Origin of the sequence: Pedobacter quisquiliarum (assembly GCF_014642175.1) — a bacterium.
Lineage (GTDB): Bacteria > Bacteroidota > Bacteroidia > Sphingobacteriales > Sphingobacteriaceae > Pedobacter > Pedobacter quisquiliarum.
Genome location: NZ_BMIL01000005.1, coordinates 1 through 19,933, shown reverse-complemented (window position 1 = coordinate 19,933; position 19,933 = coordinate 1). Strand labels below are relative to the sequence as shown.

Sequence of the window (19,933 nt, the reverse complement as noted above, 5' to 3'; positions counted from 1 at the left end):
AATAAAATTATGCAATCGATTGTTTTTACTAGTAATGTTTTCCTACATTTAGATAACCAAATATTAAACTTCATTCAATGGAAAAGATTTTACTTAAAAAGACGGTTGGGGTGCCCCTATCCCAGTCGGGTATCTTTTGTAAAAAAAGTGCCTTTATGCTGCTGATTATTCTGCAGACATTCTTATGGCAAGCAAACCTGTTTGCACAAAGCATCATCAGGGGTAAAGTAACAGACGAAAAAGGCCAGGGCCTACCTGGTGCCTCCGTGACCATCAAAGGTAGAACCGGCGGCGCGTCTACAGATTCAAACGGTAACTACAGCATTTCAGCAGCGCCTGGAAGTACGCTCGTGATTACCTTCATCGGCTATGATGCCAGGGAAGTTCCGGTGGGCAGCAACAGCACTGTAAACGTGCAGCTGAGCGCAGGCATAAACGCATTGGAGCAGGTGGTGGTTATCGGATACGGTATGCAACGCAAGAAAGATGTTACCGGTGCGGTTTCATCCATTAAAGCAGAAGCCTTGCAGGAAGTACCATCAACCAACGTTGTTAACCAGTTACAAGGCCGTATTTCTGGCCTTGATGTGACCAACACCAGCACAACACCTGGTGCAGTTGGCCAAATCCGCTTACGTGGTGAGCGTTCATTTGCAACTTCTAACACGACAGCAAATAATCAGAACGGTCCATTGTTCGTTGTAGATGGTGTGCCATTTATTGGTGGTACCCTGAACGACATCAATCAGAATGATATTCTTAGTGTGGATGTGTTGAAAGATGCTTCCGCAGCTGCAATTTACGGCTCCAGAGCATCTGGTGGTGTAATCATCGTGACCACCAAACGTGGTAGAAGCGGCAAGGCAGTGGTAAGTTATAACGGCTACTATGGCGTTAGCAAAATTACCGACAAGTACCCGGTGATGAATGCAACGCAATACGCGGCTTTTAAACAGGAGTCCATTGCAGGTAACTCCGGTGCGAGTCCGAATTCAACACCGTATCCTTTCACCACTGCAGAACTTGAAGGTATTGCCAATGGTACCAACACCGACTGGCAGGATTTGATCTTCAGAAATGGTTATTCGACAGATCACCAGTTAAATGTGTCAGGTGGTAATGAAAAAACTTTGTTCTCCATCAGTGCAGGTTATCACAAGGAAAATGGCGTACAGTACGGTCAGGATTTCGATCGTGGATCACTGCGTGCAGCGATTGATCATACCTTCAATGATCGTGTAAAGGTGGGTATGACTTCCTTTCAGACGCTAAGCCATACCAATGGTGCTAGCTTATTTCCCCTTTACAACTCAGCGGTAATCAGCCCGCTGATCTCGGCACGCAATGCGGATGGCACCATCAATCTTTTTCCTATGACGGGATCTGTGGATCAGCCAAACCGCCTGAACCCTTTGACTATTCGTAATGAGTACATCCAGAATCTGGATAGAAGGTTATATTCTTTCAATACCTTATATGGTGAAGTGCAGATTATTGATGGTCTGAAATACCGCTTAAATGGTGCAATCACTTACGGACAGAACCAGGGTAACAACTACAACCCTGTAAATACGGTTTACAATACGGCGCAATCGGCATCGCAGGCTGCAGAAAGTGTAAACAACTCAGAGAACTACACCTGGTTGATTGAAAACATCTTAACGTACGACAAAGTATTTGCCGAGAAACACCACTTGACTTTTACAGGACTATATAGCGTGGAGAAAGATCACAGCCAGGGCTTACAGATTTATGGTGTAGGTATGCCGGCAGATTATTTACAGAGCTATAACCTGTTTCTTGCAAACCAGATCAACTTCCAGAGCAACAATCAGCCGTACTTCTCGGATCGTGGATTGATCTCTTACATGGCACGTTTAAACTACGTGTTTAATGAGAAATACCTGTTTACGGCTACTGTGAGAAGAGATGGTTCTTCTGTATTGGATCCGGATAATCAGTACTTCACCTACCCTGCTTTTGCAGCTGGCTGGAACATCGACAAGGAGGACTTTATGAAGAATGTTGGTTTTGTGAATGGCTTGAAATTGAGAGCTGGTTACGGCGTAACCGCAAGTCAGAACGTAGCACCATATCAGATCCTGGGTAACCTTGGATTGAACGCTTACAACTTCGGCCCTAATGGCCAAAATGGTTACCTGGTGACCAACCTGGCAAGCAAGCTGAAGTTTGAGCACACGAATAACTGGAACATCGGACTTGATTTCAGCTTGTTCAACAACCGATTGTCGGGTATGATTGATGTGTATCAACAAAAAACCTTTGACATTCTGCAAGTGGAGACACTACCTGCAAGTAATGGTGCAAACAGCACAACTGTTAATGCTGGTAATTCAAAAGGTAAGGGTCTTGAAATCTCCCTTAGCAGTGTAAACATCAAGAATGACAATGGTGGTTTCAACTGGTCTACAGACTTTAACATTGCTTTTTCAAGAAGCGAGATTACCGCCTTACATGACGGTTTGCAGGCAGACATCACGAACGGATGGTTTGTGGGTCAGCCGTTTAACGTGATCTACGACTATAAAAAACTTGGCATCTGGCAAACAGACGAAGCTGCACAAGCAGCGGTATACGGTCAGCGCCCTGGTCAGATCAAAATCGAAGATGTCGATAAGGACAATCGCATCAGCGGAAATGACCTTCAGATCCTGGGCAGCTACCAGCCAAATTACGTTGCTGGTTTAACCAACAGGTTCAGCTATAAAGGTTTTGACCTTTCCTTCGTTGCTTTTGCAAGAATGGGTCAGAAAGTAGCGGTGACTTACCTTGGCTCTGATGCTGGTGCACAAGGCTTCCCTTTCTTCAACCAGGGACGTGTAAACCAGATCAACGTGAACTACTGGACACCAACAAACCCATCTAACGATTTCCCTCGGCCGGATGCAAACTTAAGCGGTCCACAGTATGCTTCTACCTTGCAGTACCGTGATGGTTCGTTCATCAAAATGCGTAGCATCAACCTTGGGTATAACATTCCTTCGAAATTCACGCAAAAGGCAGGCATCAGCTCCGTAAATGTGTACCTGACTTGCACAAACCCATTCATCATCTACTCCCCACTGGTAGACAGTGGCCTGGCGATCGATCCAGAGGGTAATGGTTACGGAAATCAGATTCCGGGTGCTTCAGGATTTTCAACAAACGCTTTGGGCCGTGCAGTTACGGTAGGCTTGAACAACCCGATGGCACGTACTTTCCAACTTGGTGTAAATGCAAGGTTTTAATTACATAGGTTAAATACAATCAGACATGAAATCATATAAAAAAATAGCAATCATATTTACCGCTCTTGGCGCAATAGCTGCCACAGGGTGTAAAAAGATCCTGGATCAGGAGCCTAAGTCGAACATCACGCCAAATGTACTTGCTTCACAAGGTGGTGTAGTGGGTGGTCTTGCCGGCGTTTACTCAGATCTGCGTAACCTTTGGGGAACTGAAGGATTCATGTACTACACCAATTTAGGGGTAGACGAAACGCTTGCCGGTGGTGGTGCTTCTTCGAGTGGCAGCAACTTCGCAACGTACAAGAACTACACAAACAACATTTCAGAGGTTTACAATCCACTTTACGGGGTGTTTGCAATTGCTTACCAAGACATCAACACGCTGAACGGTGTATTGGAATTTGGACCGGCAGCTTTTGCCGATGAGCGTATTCGGACCGCTTACCTGGCGCAGGCCAAGTTCCTTCGTGCGTTCTACTACTACCACCTGGTGCAAACCTTCGGTGATGTACCATTGCACACCACCTTCATCAATACGGCAACCCGCTCCGATTCCCGCGCACCGATTGCTGATGTGTATGCACAGATCATCAAAGATCTGACGGAAGCGTCCACAGAGTTGCAAACCAAACCTGGTGAAAATGCCTCTCCATTTGGTGGCCATGCAGCGACAAAAGCCAGTGCACTTTACCTTTTATCGAAAACATACCTAAGCCGCGGCTGGTCTAAAGCAGCACAAACAGACGACTTCAGTAATTCACTTGCTACTGCGCAAAAGTTAATCAACGAAAGAGCGACCTACGGAAAAGGCCTGTATCAGAACTACGCTGACGCCTATAATCCAGCGAATGACGCAACCAACATGGAGAGTTTGTTCGCCATTGAACGCAGTACGGATCCTAAGTACGGAGATTTTGTACCAGGAAACTCCGGTGGTAAAGCAAATGGATGGGCTTATTTCTTCAGACCCAACTATCCGACAGTTACCGCGAACTACCCGACCAACTCTGGTGCGAGCGTAATGACCAGGGACATTCCAAATGGCCGTCCCTTCTTCCGTGTACGTCCGAACTATGATTACGTGAACAATGTGGCGTTCAGCGATAAAACAAACGATTTCCGCTACTGGAATACTTTCCAGACCACCTGGATTGCAAATACGGCAAATGTAACTACCCCTCGTGGTGCATTAACCGTGGGCGTAGATACAGCGATCTGGATGCCACCATACGACCCAGGTGTAACGAAACGGGCCGCTTTCAAGGGTGTTGTTTTTCTTCCACCAAGCGTAGCCGCTACCGCGAGTGGTGTAAATGCAAATGCGAGCACCAACACCTTCTTCCCTGCAGTAAAGAAGTTTGATGATCCGAACCGCCCTGCTGTGAACGATCCTTCATCGCGCCCAGCAGTATTGTTCCGCTTCTCTGAAGTTTACCTCATTGCTGCTGAAGCAGCATTCAAGATGGGCGACCTGAATACGGCTGCCGAGATGATCAATGTGTTACGCACCCGTGCAGCATACCGCCCGAACAACATGCCGGCAAATGCAGTTGCAAACATGCAGGTTACGCCAGGACAGATCACCATCGATTTCATCCTTGATGAACGTACCCGTGAGCTTTATGGAGAATCGTTAAGGTGGTGGGATCTTGCCCGCACGCAGTCTTTGATTCGTCGCGTTAAGCAATACAATGCAGAAGCTGGTCCGAACATTCAGGAACATATGATCCTAAGACCAATACCACAAACACAAATTCAATTGGTAACGCAGGGCCCTCCATTCCCTCAGAACCCAGGATTCTAACCTTATACTATGCGCTTTCATTAAAACAGATCTGGTTATGCCAGGTCTGTTTTTTAGATTTAACACCTATTGTTTCCATATGAAATCAAGATCTAAAACCTTTTTGGTGGCGCTACTGGCCATCTTCTCTTTCACAGAATTGCCTGCACAAGTTCGTCTGCCGCAACTTGTAAGTGACGGCATGGTACTGCAGCGGAACGCGCCTTTGAAAATCTGGGGTTGGGCGGCACCGGCCGAAAAGATCAGCCTAACCTTCAATGGAAAAACATACAACACCACCGCTTCCGGCGAGGGCAAATGGCACATCATGATGAAACCCTTGAAAGCTGGCGGCCCTTACACCATGAACATCCGCGCCAGCAACAGCATTCAACTGAAAGACATCCTGATCGGCGATGTGTGGTTTTGCTCAGGGCAGTCGAACATGGCACTACCAATGGAACGGGTGAAGGAAAAGTTTGCGAATGAAGTTGCCACGGTAAATTACCCGGAGATACGGAATTTCTTTATCCCCACCATCGCTGATGTAAGCAAGGTTCGTGAAGATCTTCCGCCAGGGAAATGGACGCCAGCCGTACCGGAGCACATTCTGAGCTTCGGCGCAGTGTCGTACTTCTTTGCCAAAGACATTTACAATAAATACAAAGTGCCAATCGGCATCATCAACTCCAGCGTTGGAGGCACGCCCATCCAGGCCTGGACCAGTGAAGAAGGTTTAAAACAAATTCCCCAATATGCGAGCCGCGTTGAACAGCTAAAAGACAGCCTATTCGTGAAGAACCTGGTGCAGCAAACCGCCGTTAAAAACAAGGCAGTTGCGGCACAGTTCACACCTGACGATGCCGGCCTGAAAGGTGCAAAGACCTGGTACGATCCCACGTATGTGCCGGAAAACTGGCATGCATTCTGGCTGCCCGGCTACTGGGAAGACCAAGGCATCCGGGGCTTGAAAGGTGTCGTTTGGTTCAGAAAGGAGATTACCTTACCGGAAAGCGTGAACGGCAAAGCCGGAAAGCTGATGTTCGGCGCCATGGTTGATGCAGATGAAACCTACGTAAATGGTAAGCAGGTCGGTAATGTGACTTATAAGTATCCACCCAGAAGGTACGAAATCCCGGCAGGACTGCTCAAAGCTGGCAAGAACACCATTGTAATCCGCTTAACCAATACTACAGACAAAGGTGGCTTCGTGCCGGATAAATCGTACAACCTGTTGGTAGATGGGCAGACCATAGACCTTCGCGGCGACTGGCAGTATAAAGTGGGACAGGTTTTTACCTTCTCAAAGGATATCCCTTCAACACCAAACTTCTCTGCGCAGGATGAACCTACAGGCTTGTACAAGTCGATGGTCGCACCCGTACTCCCTTATGCCATCAAGGGCGTGCTTTGGTACCAGGGCGAGACCAACTCACACAAACCTGAAGAATATGAAACCCTGCTGAAAGCACTGATTGCAGACTGGCGAAGCAAATGGGCGCAGCCGAACCTGCCTTTCATCTATGCGCAACTACCCAACTTCATGGAGGTCGACTACGCCCCTGCCGAGAGCAAATGGGCGGTGTTAAGGGAAGGTCAGCGGAGAACACTCGCTGTACCGAATACCGGCATGGCCGTTGGCATTGACGCCGGTGAGTGGAACGATATCCACCCGCTGGATAAACAAACCATCGGCAAAAGGATGGCCCTTGCTGCACAGAAGGTCGCCTACGGCGATGCCAAAGTTGTCGCCTACGGACCCATGTTCGAGTCTGCAATAGTTGAAGGTGACCAAATCAGAATCCGCTTCAGCACTACAGGCTCGGGCTTAGTCGCCAAAGGCGATAAGACACTGAAGCATTTCGCCATCGCTGGTGCTGATAAGAAGTTCGTCTGGGGAACCGCAGCGATTGAAGGCAACGAAGTTGTGGTATCCAGCAAGCAAATTCAACAGCCACGATATGTGCGTTATGCATGGGCAGATAACCCCGATTTCGCCAATTTGTACAATCAGGAGGGATTACCAGCTTCGCCCTTTAAAACTGATGAATAGACTCGGCTTCCTGCTTGCTGCGCAATACCCTCGGTTTAACCTTTACATCAGGCACTTCCGAAGGCGCAGCCAGCTTGGCCACTTTCTTCTTCTTAAACTTCCGGCCGTACCAGATCAGAAAACCGGTTACCGGTAGGGTTCCCCCGATTAAGGTCGCAAGGAAGGCCAGTACTTTCCCTGGAAAGCCTAAAATGCTACCCACGTGGATATCGTAGTTCATCTTCCGAAGTTTGCCGCCAAAGTCTGAAGACGCATAACTTTTCGAGTACACATCTTCGCGCTTTAATGGTGCCAGGGTGTGCCGGTCAAAAGTGTATCCCTGACTGTTGTAAAACTGCCCTGCAGTTGGATATACCGTGATGTCAATCGCCGATGTGGCCTTAGATAGATCCGGATATACATAGTAGAACCCTTCGGACTTCGGGTGGTTGTTGATGACCTTGTTCCAGGCCAGGTCCATGGCTTGTTCGGCAGTGTAAAACTTGTTCAGCGCAAGGCTGTCCGACTGCATCCGCCTGTTGTACTCCGGTAATTTCTCCCCACCGGAAGTTACCCAGTACACCCCTTCGCTGTACCACTGAATGCCATACACCATGCCCGATAAGGCAATGGCCAGGAGGAATAGCAGCGAGTAGAACCCGAGTACATTATGCAGATCAAGGTTTACACGCTTGAAAGAAGCACCCCATTTTATCTTAAAGCTTTTATCTACTGTCGATTTGCTCCACTTTTTCGGGTACCACCAGATCATGCCTGTAATCAGCAGCACCACGAAAACCAGGGTCCCGTAGTTCACTACCGGCCGACCTATTTCAAAGGGTAGCCACAAAAAGCGGTGGCCATTCAGGATAAAGCGGAAGAAGTCCGTTTCCCCTTTTTGGCGTACTTCCTTCTTCAGTAGCTCACCGGTATAGGGGTTTAGCTTCAAGGTTATGCCACCACCCCGCCTGCCGGTTTCCTCCGGATTCCGCAACACCAGGTTTATGGTTCTTCCTTGCTGGTATTGCGCATAACCGATCACCTTATCGGGATACAAGCCTGCGGCAATGTGTTGTAACTGTGAAGGCTTAAGGACGGGTTTGTCCTGCCTTTCAATCTTCGTCTCCGGCTCCAGCAGTCCGGTAATTTCTTCATTGAAAACCCAGATGCAACCAGTAAGGCATACAATTAAGACAATGATGCCAGAGGCAAGCCCAAGCCATAAATGCAGCCATTTGTTAATGCGGGTAAAGCGTGAATCTTTAGCCGACTTCTTTCCAGGGGTTTGTTTTGCGCCTGCCATCATTGTCATGATTAATGTTATTTTAAATGTTGAATTGCTGTGATCACGCCACCTTCTACTTTTAAGCCGCGGGTTGCTGTCGCATTTGATGCGTCAATCTTATACACGTAGCTTGACCCATCTTTAAGAGTTACACCGAAGTATGCGGTTTTACCATCTTTAGGGCTGTAGTTATTTGATGTTACCGCCTGGATTTGGGAAACTTCGGGCAGTCCTGTAACCATCTTAAAAGTTTTATCAACCACGTTCACAATACCCAGCCTTTTGCCGGTATTGAAAGCGCCTTTTTCCGCCTTCGCATCTGCATTTACCACGAAGTTATTTCCACCGATATACAACCAGTTGGTTACCACAAAGCCGTTTGATGCCGCTTCAACGTCCATCAGGTAGCTTCTGTCGAATTCTGTAGTACCTGCCTTGATGCGGGTAATTGCCGATGGTTTAGTAGAGGTAAGCGCACCGCCCTTGGTTGCCACACTTGAAGAGAATGCGTAAACATCGCCGTTTTCGACAACCGCAAGTCCGTCTGTGAAGTATCTGCCGATAAAGCTGGTACGATCGTCCTTGATGACTTTCTCCAGCTTCATTTCAGGATACGAATACACAGCGATCCATGCATTATCTGGGTAGTCCGTTCCAAATCCATCATTACAGCAAGCCTTGATGGAGAAATATGGGGCATACACCTTGGTACCTACCTGTTTAATCCAGCTGAAGAAGGCCGTCTCGCCATTGTTGGATGGTGCGTGCACATCGATCGTACCTTCACCACTAATCAGCAGCGAATTTGTATTCACACGGTACCAGTTGGCTAATGGTGCTGTAATGTCCCTTGGTATTTTCAACAATAGCAGATCGTCATTAACGGGCGCAAAAGCCTGAACAGTTTCGGTCTGAAAATTAGAAAGCTTGTTCAGCTTGCCGTCTTTAACATCGTAGGTCGTAACCGCACCTGGGTTGTCCTGTCCATATAGCATACTGAAGAACTTGTTGTTATGCGTCACATAGTAGCGGTAGGTCCCGTCCTGTTCCACCCCATTCTTTTTAATCGTCTCTACACCCTCGTCCAGGCTGTTCGTCGTGATCAGGTAGTCTGCCACCCCTGTAGAAGCTGCGGGTGTAACGGCCAGTACAAAGTTGCCATTCGCACCCGGTGAAACCGGATCCACAGGTGTAACATTAGATTCGTTTTTAGTACATGCGCTGAGTACAGCAGCAAAGCTGAGTGCAATAAATGCTTTGGTAAAATTGGTTTTCATGATGATAATTGTTTTATGAGGCGTTGGTTTATATGTTATGGATTGATTTGCATTATTGTTCGCGATAGCCTGTTTATCGCCCTGCGTTAAGGAAATAGCGGATGTTCAGGTAAAAGGAACGCCCGGGCTTCTGCAGACTGAAGTTGTCGAACAAGTCGGCATTGCCGAGGTTCTTCGCTTCCAGCCCGATGTTGTACCGGCCCCGGCCCATGCTGTAAACCACATTCACATCGTGTGAAAGCTGTCGCGGAATGACCTTCTTCTCATCGCCTGCACCACGACCACCCAGGCTTGGCCAGTACAGCCAGAAAGCATGCACATACAGCAAATTGTAACCAACAGTGAGGTTGTTGCCTTTCTTACCAAAATCCTTTACCGAGGCGGATACATCAGCATTGCCGAAGAGGTATGGGATGTTTGGCATCTGATCTAAATAGAGCGGACTGGCACCTGTGGATCCAGGTTCAAACTGCTGTAGATTGCGAAGGAATTGATAGGTCACCGTAGTACCGGCCGTAAACCAGTTTTTGTGCGAATAGCGGATCTCTGCATCCCCACCCCAGGTGCTTACACCATCCCGGTTATCAGCCACGAGTTTCGACTGATTGTTATTCAGCCTGTTGTATATAAAATTATCCGCATGCCTGTAGATCCCGTTGGCGGTAAGTAAAATGGTGTTGTCTTTGTCCAATGGAAACCCATAAGTGATACCCAGGTTTACATTGTTACTTTGTTCAGGTTTCAGGTTGGCATTCCCCTCCTGATTTTCAACGTCACCAAAGATTTCCTGGGCTTCAGGCATGCGGTTAGTCAGTTCGTAAGATGTCTTTAATTGTAAATTCTGGCTGATGAAGTAAGTCGCAGCAGCGCCATAGCCGAACCTGTTCTGATTGGCCTGATTGCTTGCGCCGCTGCCATCAACATTGCCTTGATAGATGTATTTACCGAACACTGTAGCACTCCACTTATCTTTGATATCGAAGTTGTAACCAAAGCCAAGCACATTCTTGTTCGTCTTCTTTGGTCGTTCGTATTCGTTGTTCTGTGGATTCAATTCATCGCTGCCCTTACGATTAAAGGTGCTGAACACTTCACTGAGTGCAAGCGACTGCCGTTCGTCAATCTTGTAATTCAGCGTTGCTGTCGCCAGGCCGTTGTTGTTTTTGTATTTGTACAGGCTTCTGGAACGCTCCCCGTTGTTACCTTGTGGCTTACTGTTCCCGTACCAGTCGTAACGAACGTTCATGGTGTCGATATTCTGCTCTTCACCAAGGTTGTAGTTGGCATTTACCGTTAAGTCCAATCCCTTGATCAGGTTCGTCTTCTTGTATTTCAAGCTTGGCATGACGATGTTGCCCCTGCGGTGCCAGCCGCCAAAAACAGAGACCATACGGGCACCAGTCTGAATTTCCTTGTAGTTTTTTCCCAGGGTGATTCCGATCAACAACTTGTCTGCGTAACTTTTGTCCACCACACCTACGTTGGCAATCAAGGTTTCATTATGGTAGTTGTCGTGAAAACGTCTTAGTGCCGCTTTCGGCGCATAGGCACCAGTGTTTATATCCGAAGCTTCCACGGTCACGCTGTAATCATTGTCAGAATAGTTCTGAAAGGCATTCAGTTGTACCGTAAACCCCTTTGCTGTTGTTGCAGCAGCGTTAATCACCGTACGATGCGTATTGAAAGATCCGAAAGAATAAGAAGCATCAAAATAGTTGCGGTACTTGTCGCCCGTAACAATATTTACGGCGCCACCCAGTGCATCAGAACCCAGCCACATGGGTACTACACCTTTGTAGACCTCCACACGCTCGGCAATATTGATGGGGATGTTGTTGATCTGGAAAGAAGATCCGAAATTATCCATTGGGATACCATCGATGAAGTACTTCACATGATTACCTGAAAAGCCATTCAGCGACAGGTTGAAGTTTGAACCTACACCACCAGATTCCCGCACACGAATACCCGCCACGCGGTCCAGCGCACCGGAAATATCCAATGTGGTATTATAAAGCTTCTTCGCATCAATGGCCGATACATTGAAAGCCTGACGGTTCGTTTCCTGCGCAACCGTGCGGCCAATCACGGAGACTTCTGAAAGATCCTGCTCCGAGTCTTTCAGGATGAACTGAAGTTCTGTATTGCCCTCCGCAGGAACGGTAATCTTCCGATCCAGCGCTGTAAACCCGATATGCGTAATCCGAAGCGTGTATGTTCCGGATGCTAACATTAACCGGAACTTGCCTTCTTTATCCGTAAGACTTGTCTTTCCGGTAGAGCGGATCTCTATTCCTGCACCATACACCGGGGTACCATCGGCACTTTTTACCTGGCCATTAAAGCTGTGCAGTTGCTGCGCATGCACAGAGAAACCAAGAAAGATCAGCAGTAGAAATGGGATAGGGAAATAGATTTTTATCGTTGAAAGTTGCATTTTGTATAACAGGCTTATTTAGACTAATTCTTAACTTGGCCAAAAATACAGGATACCATCTACGAGATTTGCAGCAATTCGTACGGATTTAACAGCACAATGTTTAAGGTTCAGATTAGAAAAACAACGGAATTTATATTAGAAACTACCTTCGAACCGATTGACTATCCATTAGTTAGCATCTTTTTCGGTACAGATCTATTGTACCTTAGCTATCGGTATGCTCCAGAAGCACCGCAAGATTTAACAAACCAGCCCGAACAAGCTCCAATACTTGCGATAACGATTTCTGAAGACACTTACATGAAATTAACCGGTGAGTTTCCGATTAGTGATGGCATGGATGCCACTGGCTCTTTTGCTGCAAAGAGAATAACATCAGGGGTCCGGAACATCATATTTGAACTACTGGAAGGCGACTTCCATCCACGATTTCGTGAGCCTTACCTCAAGGCAAAGGTTTCTGAACTACTGGTGCTGATGTTATCTTCGGAATATATGGAAAAGCCTTCCGGGCGCTGGACCGTCAGAGAGATTGCGATGCTCACAGAGGTGAAGGAGCTGATTTCCCTGAACCTGCAAAACTGCTACTCCATTGAGCAGCTCGCTGAAATCTCCGGCATGAACCGCACCAAGCTCCAGGAAAGTTTTAAAGATATGTTTGGCAAAACGATCTTCACGTTCACTACGGACATGAAAATGTTAAAAGCGAAATTGCTGCTGGAGGATGCCCAGGCATTGAGCCTTAAAGAAATTGCGAGTATGCTGGGCTATAAACATACCAACCACTTTTCGGCAGCTTTCAAAAAGCGCTACAACATCTCCCCTTCGCAGGTGAAAAAATCATAACTGAACCTCAGGCTTGCATTGCTGGCTTTAAATTTCTGCTGAAACTACAGCAGCCCTAATTCCCTTAACTGCGCGGCATCAATGTCCTGAGCAGGATTAAAGTCTGAGGTATTCATGTAATTGACAATTGAATTGTAAAACTGCCTGGCTTCAGGTTTATCCATGATCAGGTTTAGCTGAGACATACAGACCAGTAGTTTCCCTTTGCCAACCTTGAACTCGAATACCATGCCCAGCTTGTGGTTACGCTCTAAATTATCAATCACCTGAACAACTGGCCGGTAAGCCTGACTTGTTTTGTCCAGAATCAACGGGTTGCTTGCTTTGATGATAGAATACCATTGCCAGTTGGTGTGGCTATCCGTAGGAAAATCTCTAAATAAAGGGTGATCGGCGTTGGTCAGCAGGCCAAGTGTCCCGGGAGAGACAGGCTTTTTATTGCTTTCACTAATGCCTTTAAACATGCCATAGTTCCAGAACTCAGGCGGAAATAAACCGCCCACAGCATTTGCTTTCACATCAGCAGCCTGAGGGAAAAGTAACACCTTCGCACCGCCTTGCAGCTGCTTCAACGTGTTGGCATCTAACCTGGTCAGCACATTAACGGCCTTCTTAGGGGCCACAGGCGCATCTTGCGGATAAACCCAGATCGGGTAAACATTCTTGTAAGCTGTATTTTCCAGCGTAATCTCCAGAAACAGCTGTTCTGCCTGCTTTATAGCCGACAGCGGAATGTTAATCTCTTTCACGGTGGTCAGCCCACCTTGTTTAAAGACCATACCTTCCAGTACCGACATAGCGATGGGCGTACCATTTTTCCTTTTTAATTTCCAGATTATGGCTTGTTGAAGATCTTTATTCGAGTAGTTTGCAACCTCTAATTTGGCTTTAAAAGGTTCACCATTGGTCCACACGTACTTTGGAAAGGCAGCCAGCAGCACCACATCGTTAATTGACATGCGCCAGTCTTCCTTGCTAATCACCTTTTTATCATCCATGAATGCATCAAGGATGCCCACCAGTGCCGTCCCCTGACCAGGGAAGTCCTGTAAGTCCAACAGCTGAAAACCACCAAAACCGCTGGTGCGGAACGCCGCTTCCAGCTCTGCTTTATAACATAGTGCGGCCCACATTCCAGATGCTTGCTGGAACGCGATGTTCTGATCCATCATTCCCGCACTTTGCAACCGCTGCTTAAACACCTCCAGGTTCCTGGCTTCCACGACGCCGGTGTACTTGGAAATTTCGCGGTAATCCGGATAAATCTGATACTGACCGATCTCGTGACTCACAATCGGCACCCGCAACTCCGACACCGGGTAGCTGTAATCAAAATCTGTAGAAGGTGGCAGGGCATTTAGGCGTGCACCATTTTTGGAATCCGCAAAAGCATGTGTCATCCGGGTATGGGTAAGTATCGTATCCCCTTTGGAGCCGGTTCTGGATCCTACGAAGAAATCTGAGGATTTCTGTAGTGGATGATAGCCAATATTTACGTTAGAGCCCATGGTATAAAGCGGGCGTGGATCATAGGCTTTAAAAGCCAATATATTCTGTTCCACGCGATCGTGACCACCCCAGATTTCATTACCATGGGAAAACATCACAAACGATGGGTGATTTGCAAAATGTTTGAGCATGGCAATGCCTTCTGCCCGCAGTGCGGAGGCAAGCGTGTCATTGTCCAGGCCGCCCCAAAATGGCAGCTCCACTTGCAGGTAAATGCCCAGCTGATCGGCAGCGGTGAATGCTGCTTTTGGTGGCGACCAGGAATGGAACCGGTAATGATTGATGCCCCACGCCTTCGCAACGTTGAAGATCTTCAGCCAGCCATCTACATCCATCGGCGGATGACCCGTTAAAGGAAAAACAGCAGCATCGTGCTTTCCCTTTAAGAACGTTGTGCGGCCGTTGATGCTGAACTGTGTGCCATTGGTAGAGAACTTTCGCATTCCAAACTCAGCAGTAGCAGCATCTTTAATCTTTCCTCCTGAAATGGCAGCGGTTAACCGATATAGCGGCCGGTTATACTCATCCCAAAGCTGCATCGCATCACCGAAATCGTAGCTTAAGGTCATTTCAGCAGCACTTGCTTGCTTAAAGCGTTGTGTTGCCAATTTAGTGATTTTCCCATCCGCGATATGCTCCAGCTGCAAGTCCACCGTAACCTGCTTTAAATCGGCTGCATTGCTAATGCCCATTTTGACGTTAATCTTTTTATGCTCAACATCCGGAAAAACCTGAAGGTTGTTGATGTATGTTTTTGCAGTTGCTTCCAGAAACAGCTCCCCGATGATGCCATTCCAGTTTGTCTGCGCGTCATCAGAATAGATGTGCACGTTGCCGTAAGGCGTCAGCTTTAGGATATTGTCTACCCGTATCGTAACGGTGTGTTCACCTGGTGTGAGGTACTTAGATAGGTCGAATGTCTGGGGCGACTGTAGAATTGAAGAGCCGCCAACTAAGGTCTGATCGATCCAGACTTTGGTCGTCTTGGTACGTTCCAAAAACAGGCTGATGTGTTTCCCCTTAAAATCCTTTGGTATAATCACTTTGCGGCGGTACCATGCGGGACCTTCGTATTTGTACACGCGGCTATAATGCATGGTTGTTAAATCCTGATTATGGTAGCCCTTTTTGTTGAGGTCGGTTGTACCAGGCAGATTCATCTGTCCATCAAAGTCCTTCGAGTACCATTGCTCCTGAATGCCTTTATCCGCCGAATCTAGTGCAAACTCCCATGCGCCCTTTAAGTCCAACCGCGCTCTTGTTGGTATATCATGCTTGTTAATGCCAGATTGGGCGAAAGAAAAAACAGTTGTAAAGCTAAGCAGGAGCGCGAGGAAGGTTACTTTCATGTGTATGCTAACGTAAAGGAATGCCTAATTTAAAACTATCCACCCAAAGTTTATTGCAAAAAAACGGGCTGCCAATTAGCAGCCCGTCACCGGTAGATAGATCGATAGATGGCCTTAAAGAATGAAAAACACTTTCGAAGGACCTTGTACGGTGCCTTGAGGTTTTTCTTCCGCCTTGTAGCTTTCCTTAAGCATTTGTTTAATGTCACGCTCCGCAGTCATCGAGATGGTGGTCGTCGGTGTATCTGTAGGCATGTTCTCAAAAGGATCCTGCAAGTGAATGGCCATTTTCTCAATAAGAAAAAATGAGCTTGAAATCGCGATTACCAATGGTATCTCCACAACACCGAAGAATTCAATTAATCCGAAGGGCAGCAATAGGATAAACAGAATTAGCGACATGTGGATGTAAATGCTGTATGTTGCCGGGAATACCGTGTTTTTAATCCTTTCACAACCTCCGAGTTCATCGGTAAGCCTGCTGAAGGTACGGTCAATCTCGACCTGCTGGAATTCGTTAATCCAGCCCAGCTTATAAGCATAGCGCAGATCATTACCCTGCAGCTCCAATAGGCCCACAGGTATATTGGTGTAGTTTTTCACATTCTGCAGGTCTTCCTCGGAAATCCACTTTTCAAGCTGATAAGTTGGATCCTGGTTACGCAGGTGGCGACTTAAACTGAAGTTCCAGGCAATCTGGCGGTGTGCCATCCTTTCGCAGAAAGCTCTTTTTTCTTCAGAACCATAATCTACGTCCACGAAGGTGAGCAACTGTCTTGTCAGTGTTCTGGAATCGTTCAATATCGCACCCCAAAGCGTTCGGGCTTCCCACCAGCGATCATAAGCCTGATTGGATTTAAAGGCCAATAGTAGAGAGATGACCGTACCTAAGATCGTGGGAATCGCAATGGGGATGGAAATCCTTGTAAAATGAAAGTTATTATACATCAGCGCCACCAGAATGGAGTACAGGGATACAAAGATCAGTTCCTTACGGATCTTCCCCAGGATGTATGTAAATGGTATGTTTTTCTTTAGTAGCATGGTCGTAAGTTTAGGTAAACAGCTTTAAACAGCTTCTTGTAGGAGTTCTTCCGCAACATAGGCAGGTTGTGCTTGCTGCGCCTGCGGCTTAATTTTGATGACATCAAGGCCGCATCTTTGAATCAGACCTTCAGGATTTACGCTCATCTTGTTCAGCGGCTGTAAGGAGCAGTTTTTCAGATCCAGCACCCCATCAATATCATGCGCTTCCAGGTAGTTTCTGAACATACCCAATGTGCTGCCATAGAAGAAGTCGACCTTCACATTTACGAGCTGGGGAAATCTTGCTTTCAGCGACGCACATGCCTGATAGAATTCGTCACTCACAAAATCATATTCCTTATTGCGCCTTGAAAGCATCAACAAGTCTGTAATGGAGTCAGAAATTTTAAAAAGGTGAATGAAGGTTAGCTGGATTCTGCTATCTTCATACTGTCTGCACAGATCTTTGATACATGTTAAACTGTTAACATTGAAATCGGTGGGAATTAAGATGTTTTTCATATCAGTAGGTTTAAGTGATTGCTTGTTTATTTACAATACAATACTACCCCTGAGACATTAAAATGAAATAAGCATCACATTAGACCTTCATTAGAAATGAAATAGGCCTAAAAAGGACAAATCAAACCTGAACAACTCAATTTCAACGATTTACGAATAAGAAGCTTATTAGAATGCCATGCGCATTAGAAAGTTATTAGAAATGGTCGTTTAAATCATGCCGGTTACTAGATTAACCGACAGAAATGGGCAGGTAAACCTGTATTTCAGTACCCTTATCTTCCTGCGAACTAATGCCGATGGAACCCTTATGTAATCTGATGATATTAAGGGTAAGTGGCAGACCGATGCCGAAGCCTTCAAATTCACTGGTGTTGGAAGCCCTGAAGAACGGTTCAAATACATGCTGCTGATCTTTTTCCGGAATACCGATACCATTATCCGTTACCACAATGACGATAAACCCATTTTCCGTCTTCGCCTGAACTTTAACTGGTTGTTTTTTGGAGTATTTACAACCATTCATCACGATGTTGCTGAGCGCAAGCAAAAGCAGGTTGTTGTTCCCAGCGGTATATAACTGGGATTCTTCTTCCGGTAAGGTGGAGAAGTCAATATCAATGGTACAATCTGCATCTATTTTCTTCACGGCGTCAGCCACATTCATGACCAGCTCATCCACCCGGATCTGCTGCCAATTCTGCTTCTTACCGTCGAAGCCGGATTGGGCGAGGCCAAGCAAGCTGGTTAGTATATGATGCAGCTTTTCCGCTTCTGCAAGAATGGTCTTTACCGATGCCTCTGAAACTGGATCCAGCTTCCTTCCAGATAGCAATAGTTCTGCCTCACTAGTCATGATCGTTAAAGGGGTTCTCAATTCATGGGAAGCATTGCTGATAAAGTTATTCTGCGTCTCAAACGCAGTTTCCAACCGGGTTAACATGGTATTGAAAGTAGAAATCAAGCTGGAGACCACATCATTTCCCTTAACCTCCGGGAGTCGCGAATGCAGGTTATTGGCTTTAATCTGCTTCACACTAATGGTAATATCCTGAATGGGCTTCATGGTATAGTGCGAAAGGACAATCCCCGCAATATAGGATAGCACAATGGAGATGAGGAAGCAGACGATCAGGATCTTTTTTAACTGCGTGAGCTCTTTAAAGCCATATGGGTCTGAGGCAGCTACAATAACCATGTACCGGGCGCCCTTTGCTTCAAAGGTTTTCCCGAAATAGAAGTGGTTGGATTCGTTGTACTTTGCACTTCCGTTATCAAGAATAGACTTGTAGAAGCTTTGCGGTAACTTAAGTGGATGTGGAAAGTTGTCTTCATTGCTGTCGATCTTCACGACATAGTTCTTTTCATCCTCCAGCTTTTCCAGGTACCTTGCCCGGACCTCTTTATAGGCGTCAGTATTGCGATCGGTAAATAGGTTTGTTTGTGCGGTGAGGTTTACCCGCGCTTCCAGGCGGTCGAAAAAGTCTTTGAAGCTAAACTGCGATACAAAATAGAAAATTGCTGCATTGAGCAAGATCAAGCCTGCGGCTGATATTGCGAAAAACAGCAGGGTGATTTTAGTCTGAAACTTCATTAACATCTGCTTTGAACATGTATCCCATTCCAAATACGGTATGGATCAACTTCGTGTTATATCCTTGATCTATTTTTTTCCGAAGATAATTAATATATACATCAACAACGTTCGTTCCCATGTTAAAGTCGATATCCCATACATGTTCCAGGATCTGAATGCGTGACAGCACCACGTTCATGTTGCGTAGGAAGTATTCCAACAGGCGGTATTCGGTAGCCGTTAACACGATCTGCTTCCCATCGCGACTAACAGTCTTGGAGAGCAGGTCGACCTCAAGGCCTTCTATACGCAGGGTATTTCTAACAGGGGCTACATTCTTGCTTCTACGTACCAGAGAACGGATCCTGGCTTCTAACTCTGCAAACTTGAAGGGTTTTACCAGATAATCATCTGCACCGCTGTCGAGCCCTGTAATGATGTTTTCCGTACTACTTAAGGCGGTGAGCATTAAAACAGCGACGTTGTTATCCGCTTTACGAAGCTCCCGGCATACCTGGATGCCATTCATGCCCGGAAGCATGATGTCTAGAATGATCAGATCAAACTGATGCTTCATGGCCATCTCCAAACCAATCTGTCCATCCCCTGCCACACTTACCTCCATGCCTGCTTCGTTTAGTCCTCTGATGATTACAGAAACCAAACCAGGCTCATCCTCAATTAGTAGTATTTTCAATTGTCTGTATTTTTCTGAAAAGTATAAAGATAATGCCAGAATCGGACATGTTAGTGTATGTTCTACACGTACCTGACACAAAACATAAGGTTAAACGTAGGGAATTGTTTGGCTGATCGAAAGAATGATCGTGCGTCAATAGGAACCCATAAATAAATATTAAACGTAATACGGGTCTATGAAAAAGCATCTATGTAAAAGTAAATAAGCTTCGATGAATCATACAGCAATCAGACTGGTGCTATAGGAATTGAAGCAATTAGAAAAACCTGTATATACAAGAAAAGCCTGCAAGTTTTCACTTACAGGCTTTCTTTAAGATTTGGCACCGACCTACTCTCCC

12 protein-coding genes are annotated in these 19,933 nt (G+C 46.5%); 4 read left to right on the top strand and 8 right to left on the bottom strand.

Annotated elements, in window-relative coordinates; all coding sequences use genetic code 11:
- Positions 1-77: 77 nt before the first annotated feature.
- From IEW69_RS08275 to IEW69_RS08265, 3 genes are all read left to right on the top strand, one after another.
- Positions 78-3,248 carry a SusC/RagA family TonB-linked outer membrane protein gene (locus IEW69_RS08275; RefSeq protein WP_188626375.1) on the top strand — a complete coding sequence of 1,057 codons (3,171 nt, stop codon included), beginning with the start codon at positions 78-80 and terminating at the stop codon, positions 3,246-3,248.
- A gap of 25 nt (positions 3,249-3,273) precedes the next feature.
- The gene (locus tag IEW69_RS08270; RefSeq protein WP_188626374.1) at positions 3,274-5,052 is read left to right on the top strand and encodes a RagB/SusD family nutrient uptake outer membrane protein; all 1,779 of its coding nucleotides are present in this window, start codon (positions 3,274-3,276) and stop codon (positions 5,050-5,052) included.
- A 79-nt stretch (positions 5,053-5,131) separates the two neighbouring features.
- The gene (locus IEW69_RS08265) at positions 5,132-7,084 is read left to right on the top strand and encodes a sialate O-acetylesterase (protein WP_188626373.1); all 1,953 of its coding nucleotides are present in this window, start codon (positions 5,132-5,134) and stop codon (positions 7,082-7,084) included.
- Here IEW69_RS08265 and IEW69_RS08260 read toward each other — a convergent pair.
- From IEW69_RS08260 to IEW69_RS08250, 3 genes are all read right to left on the bottom strand, one after another.
- Positions 7,068-8,366, bottom strand: coding sequence for a PepSY-associated TM helix domain-containing protein (locus tag IEW69_RS08260; RefSeq protein WP_188626628.1), 1,299 nt, complete (start codon positions 8,364-8,366; stop codon positions 7,068-7,070). The two genes, IEW69_RS08265 and IEW69_RS08260, sit on opposite strands and share 17 nt — an antisense overlap.
- 17 nt (positions 8,367-8,383) lie before the next feature.
- Positions 8,384-9,625: a DUF4374 domain-containing protein gene (locus tag IEW69_RS08255; RefSeq protein ID WP_188626372.1), complete on the bottom strand. Its 1,242-nt coding sequence runs from the start codon at positions 9,623-9,625 to the stop codon at positions 8,384-8,386.
- Between the two features lie 73 nt (positions 9,626-9,698).
- Entirely contained in the window at positions 9,699-12,062 is a 2,364-nt protein-coding gene (locus IEW69_RS08250) for a TonB-dependent receptor (RefSeq protein ID WP_188626371.1), read from the bottom strand.
- Between the two features lie 99 nt (positions 12,063-12,161).
- Here IEW69_RS08250 and IEW69_RS08245 point away from each other — a divergent pair, with 99 nt between their 5' ends.
- Complete coding sequence (locus IEW69_RS08245; RefSeq protein ID WP_188626370.1) at positions 12,162-12,911, top strand: helix-turn-helix transcriptional regulator; 750 nt, start codon at positions 12,162-12,164, stop codon at positions 12,909-12,911.
- A 44-nt stretch (positions 12,912-12,955) separates the two neighbouring features.
- Here the strand turns inward: IEW69_RS08245 and IEW69_RS08240 are convergent, their stop codons facing one another.
- The 5 genes from IEW69_RS08240 to IEW69_RS08220 all read right to left on the bottom strand — a co-directional run bounded on the left by IEW69_RS08240 (position 12,956) and on the right by IEW69_RS08220 (position 19,590).
- Positions 12,956-15,769, bottom strand: a complete 2,814-nt coding sequence (locus IEW69_RS08240; protein ID WP_188626369.1) for a DUF8487 domain-containing protein — start codon at positions 15,767-15,769, stop codon at positions 12,956-12,958.
- A 114-nt stretch (positions 15,770-15,883) separates the two neighbouring features.
- A complete protein-coding gene (locus IEW69_RS08235) occupies positions 15,884-16,813 on the bottom strand; it encodes a bestrophin family protein (RefSeq protein WP_188626368.1) in 930 nt (309 codons plus the stop codon).
- A gap of 24 nt (positions 16,814-16,837) precedes the next feature.
- On the bottom strand, positions 16,838-17,317 hold the full coding sequence (locus IEW69_RS08230) for a hypothetical protein (RefSeq protein ID WP_188626367.1): 480 nt from the start codon (positions 17,315-17,317) through the stop codon (positions 16,838-16,840).
- Positions 17,318-17,549: 232 nt separating this feature from the next.
- A complete protein-coding gene (locus IEW69_RS08225) occupies positions 17,550-18,911 on the bottom strand; it encodes a HAMP domain-containing sensor histidine kinase (protein WP_188626366.1) in 1,362 nt (453 codons plus the stop codon).
- Complete coding sequence (locus IEW69_RS08220; protein ID WP_188626365.1) at positions 18,895-19,590, bottom strand: response regulator transcription factor; 696 nt, start codon at positions 19,588-19,590, stop codon at positions 18,895-18,897. The genes IEW69_RS08225 and IEW69_RS08220 overlap by 17 nt, the downstream gene beginning before the upstream one ends.
- Positions 19,591-19,933 lie beyond the last annotated feature (343 nt).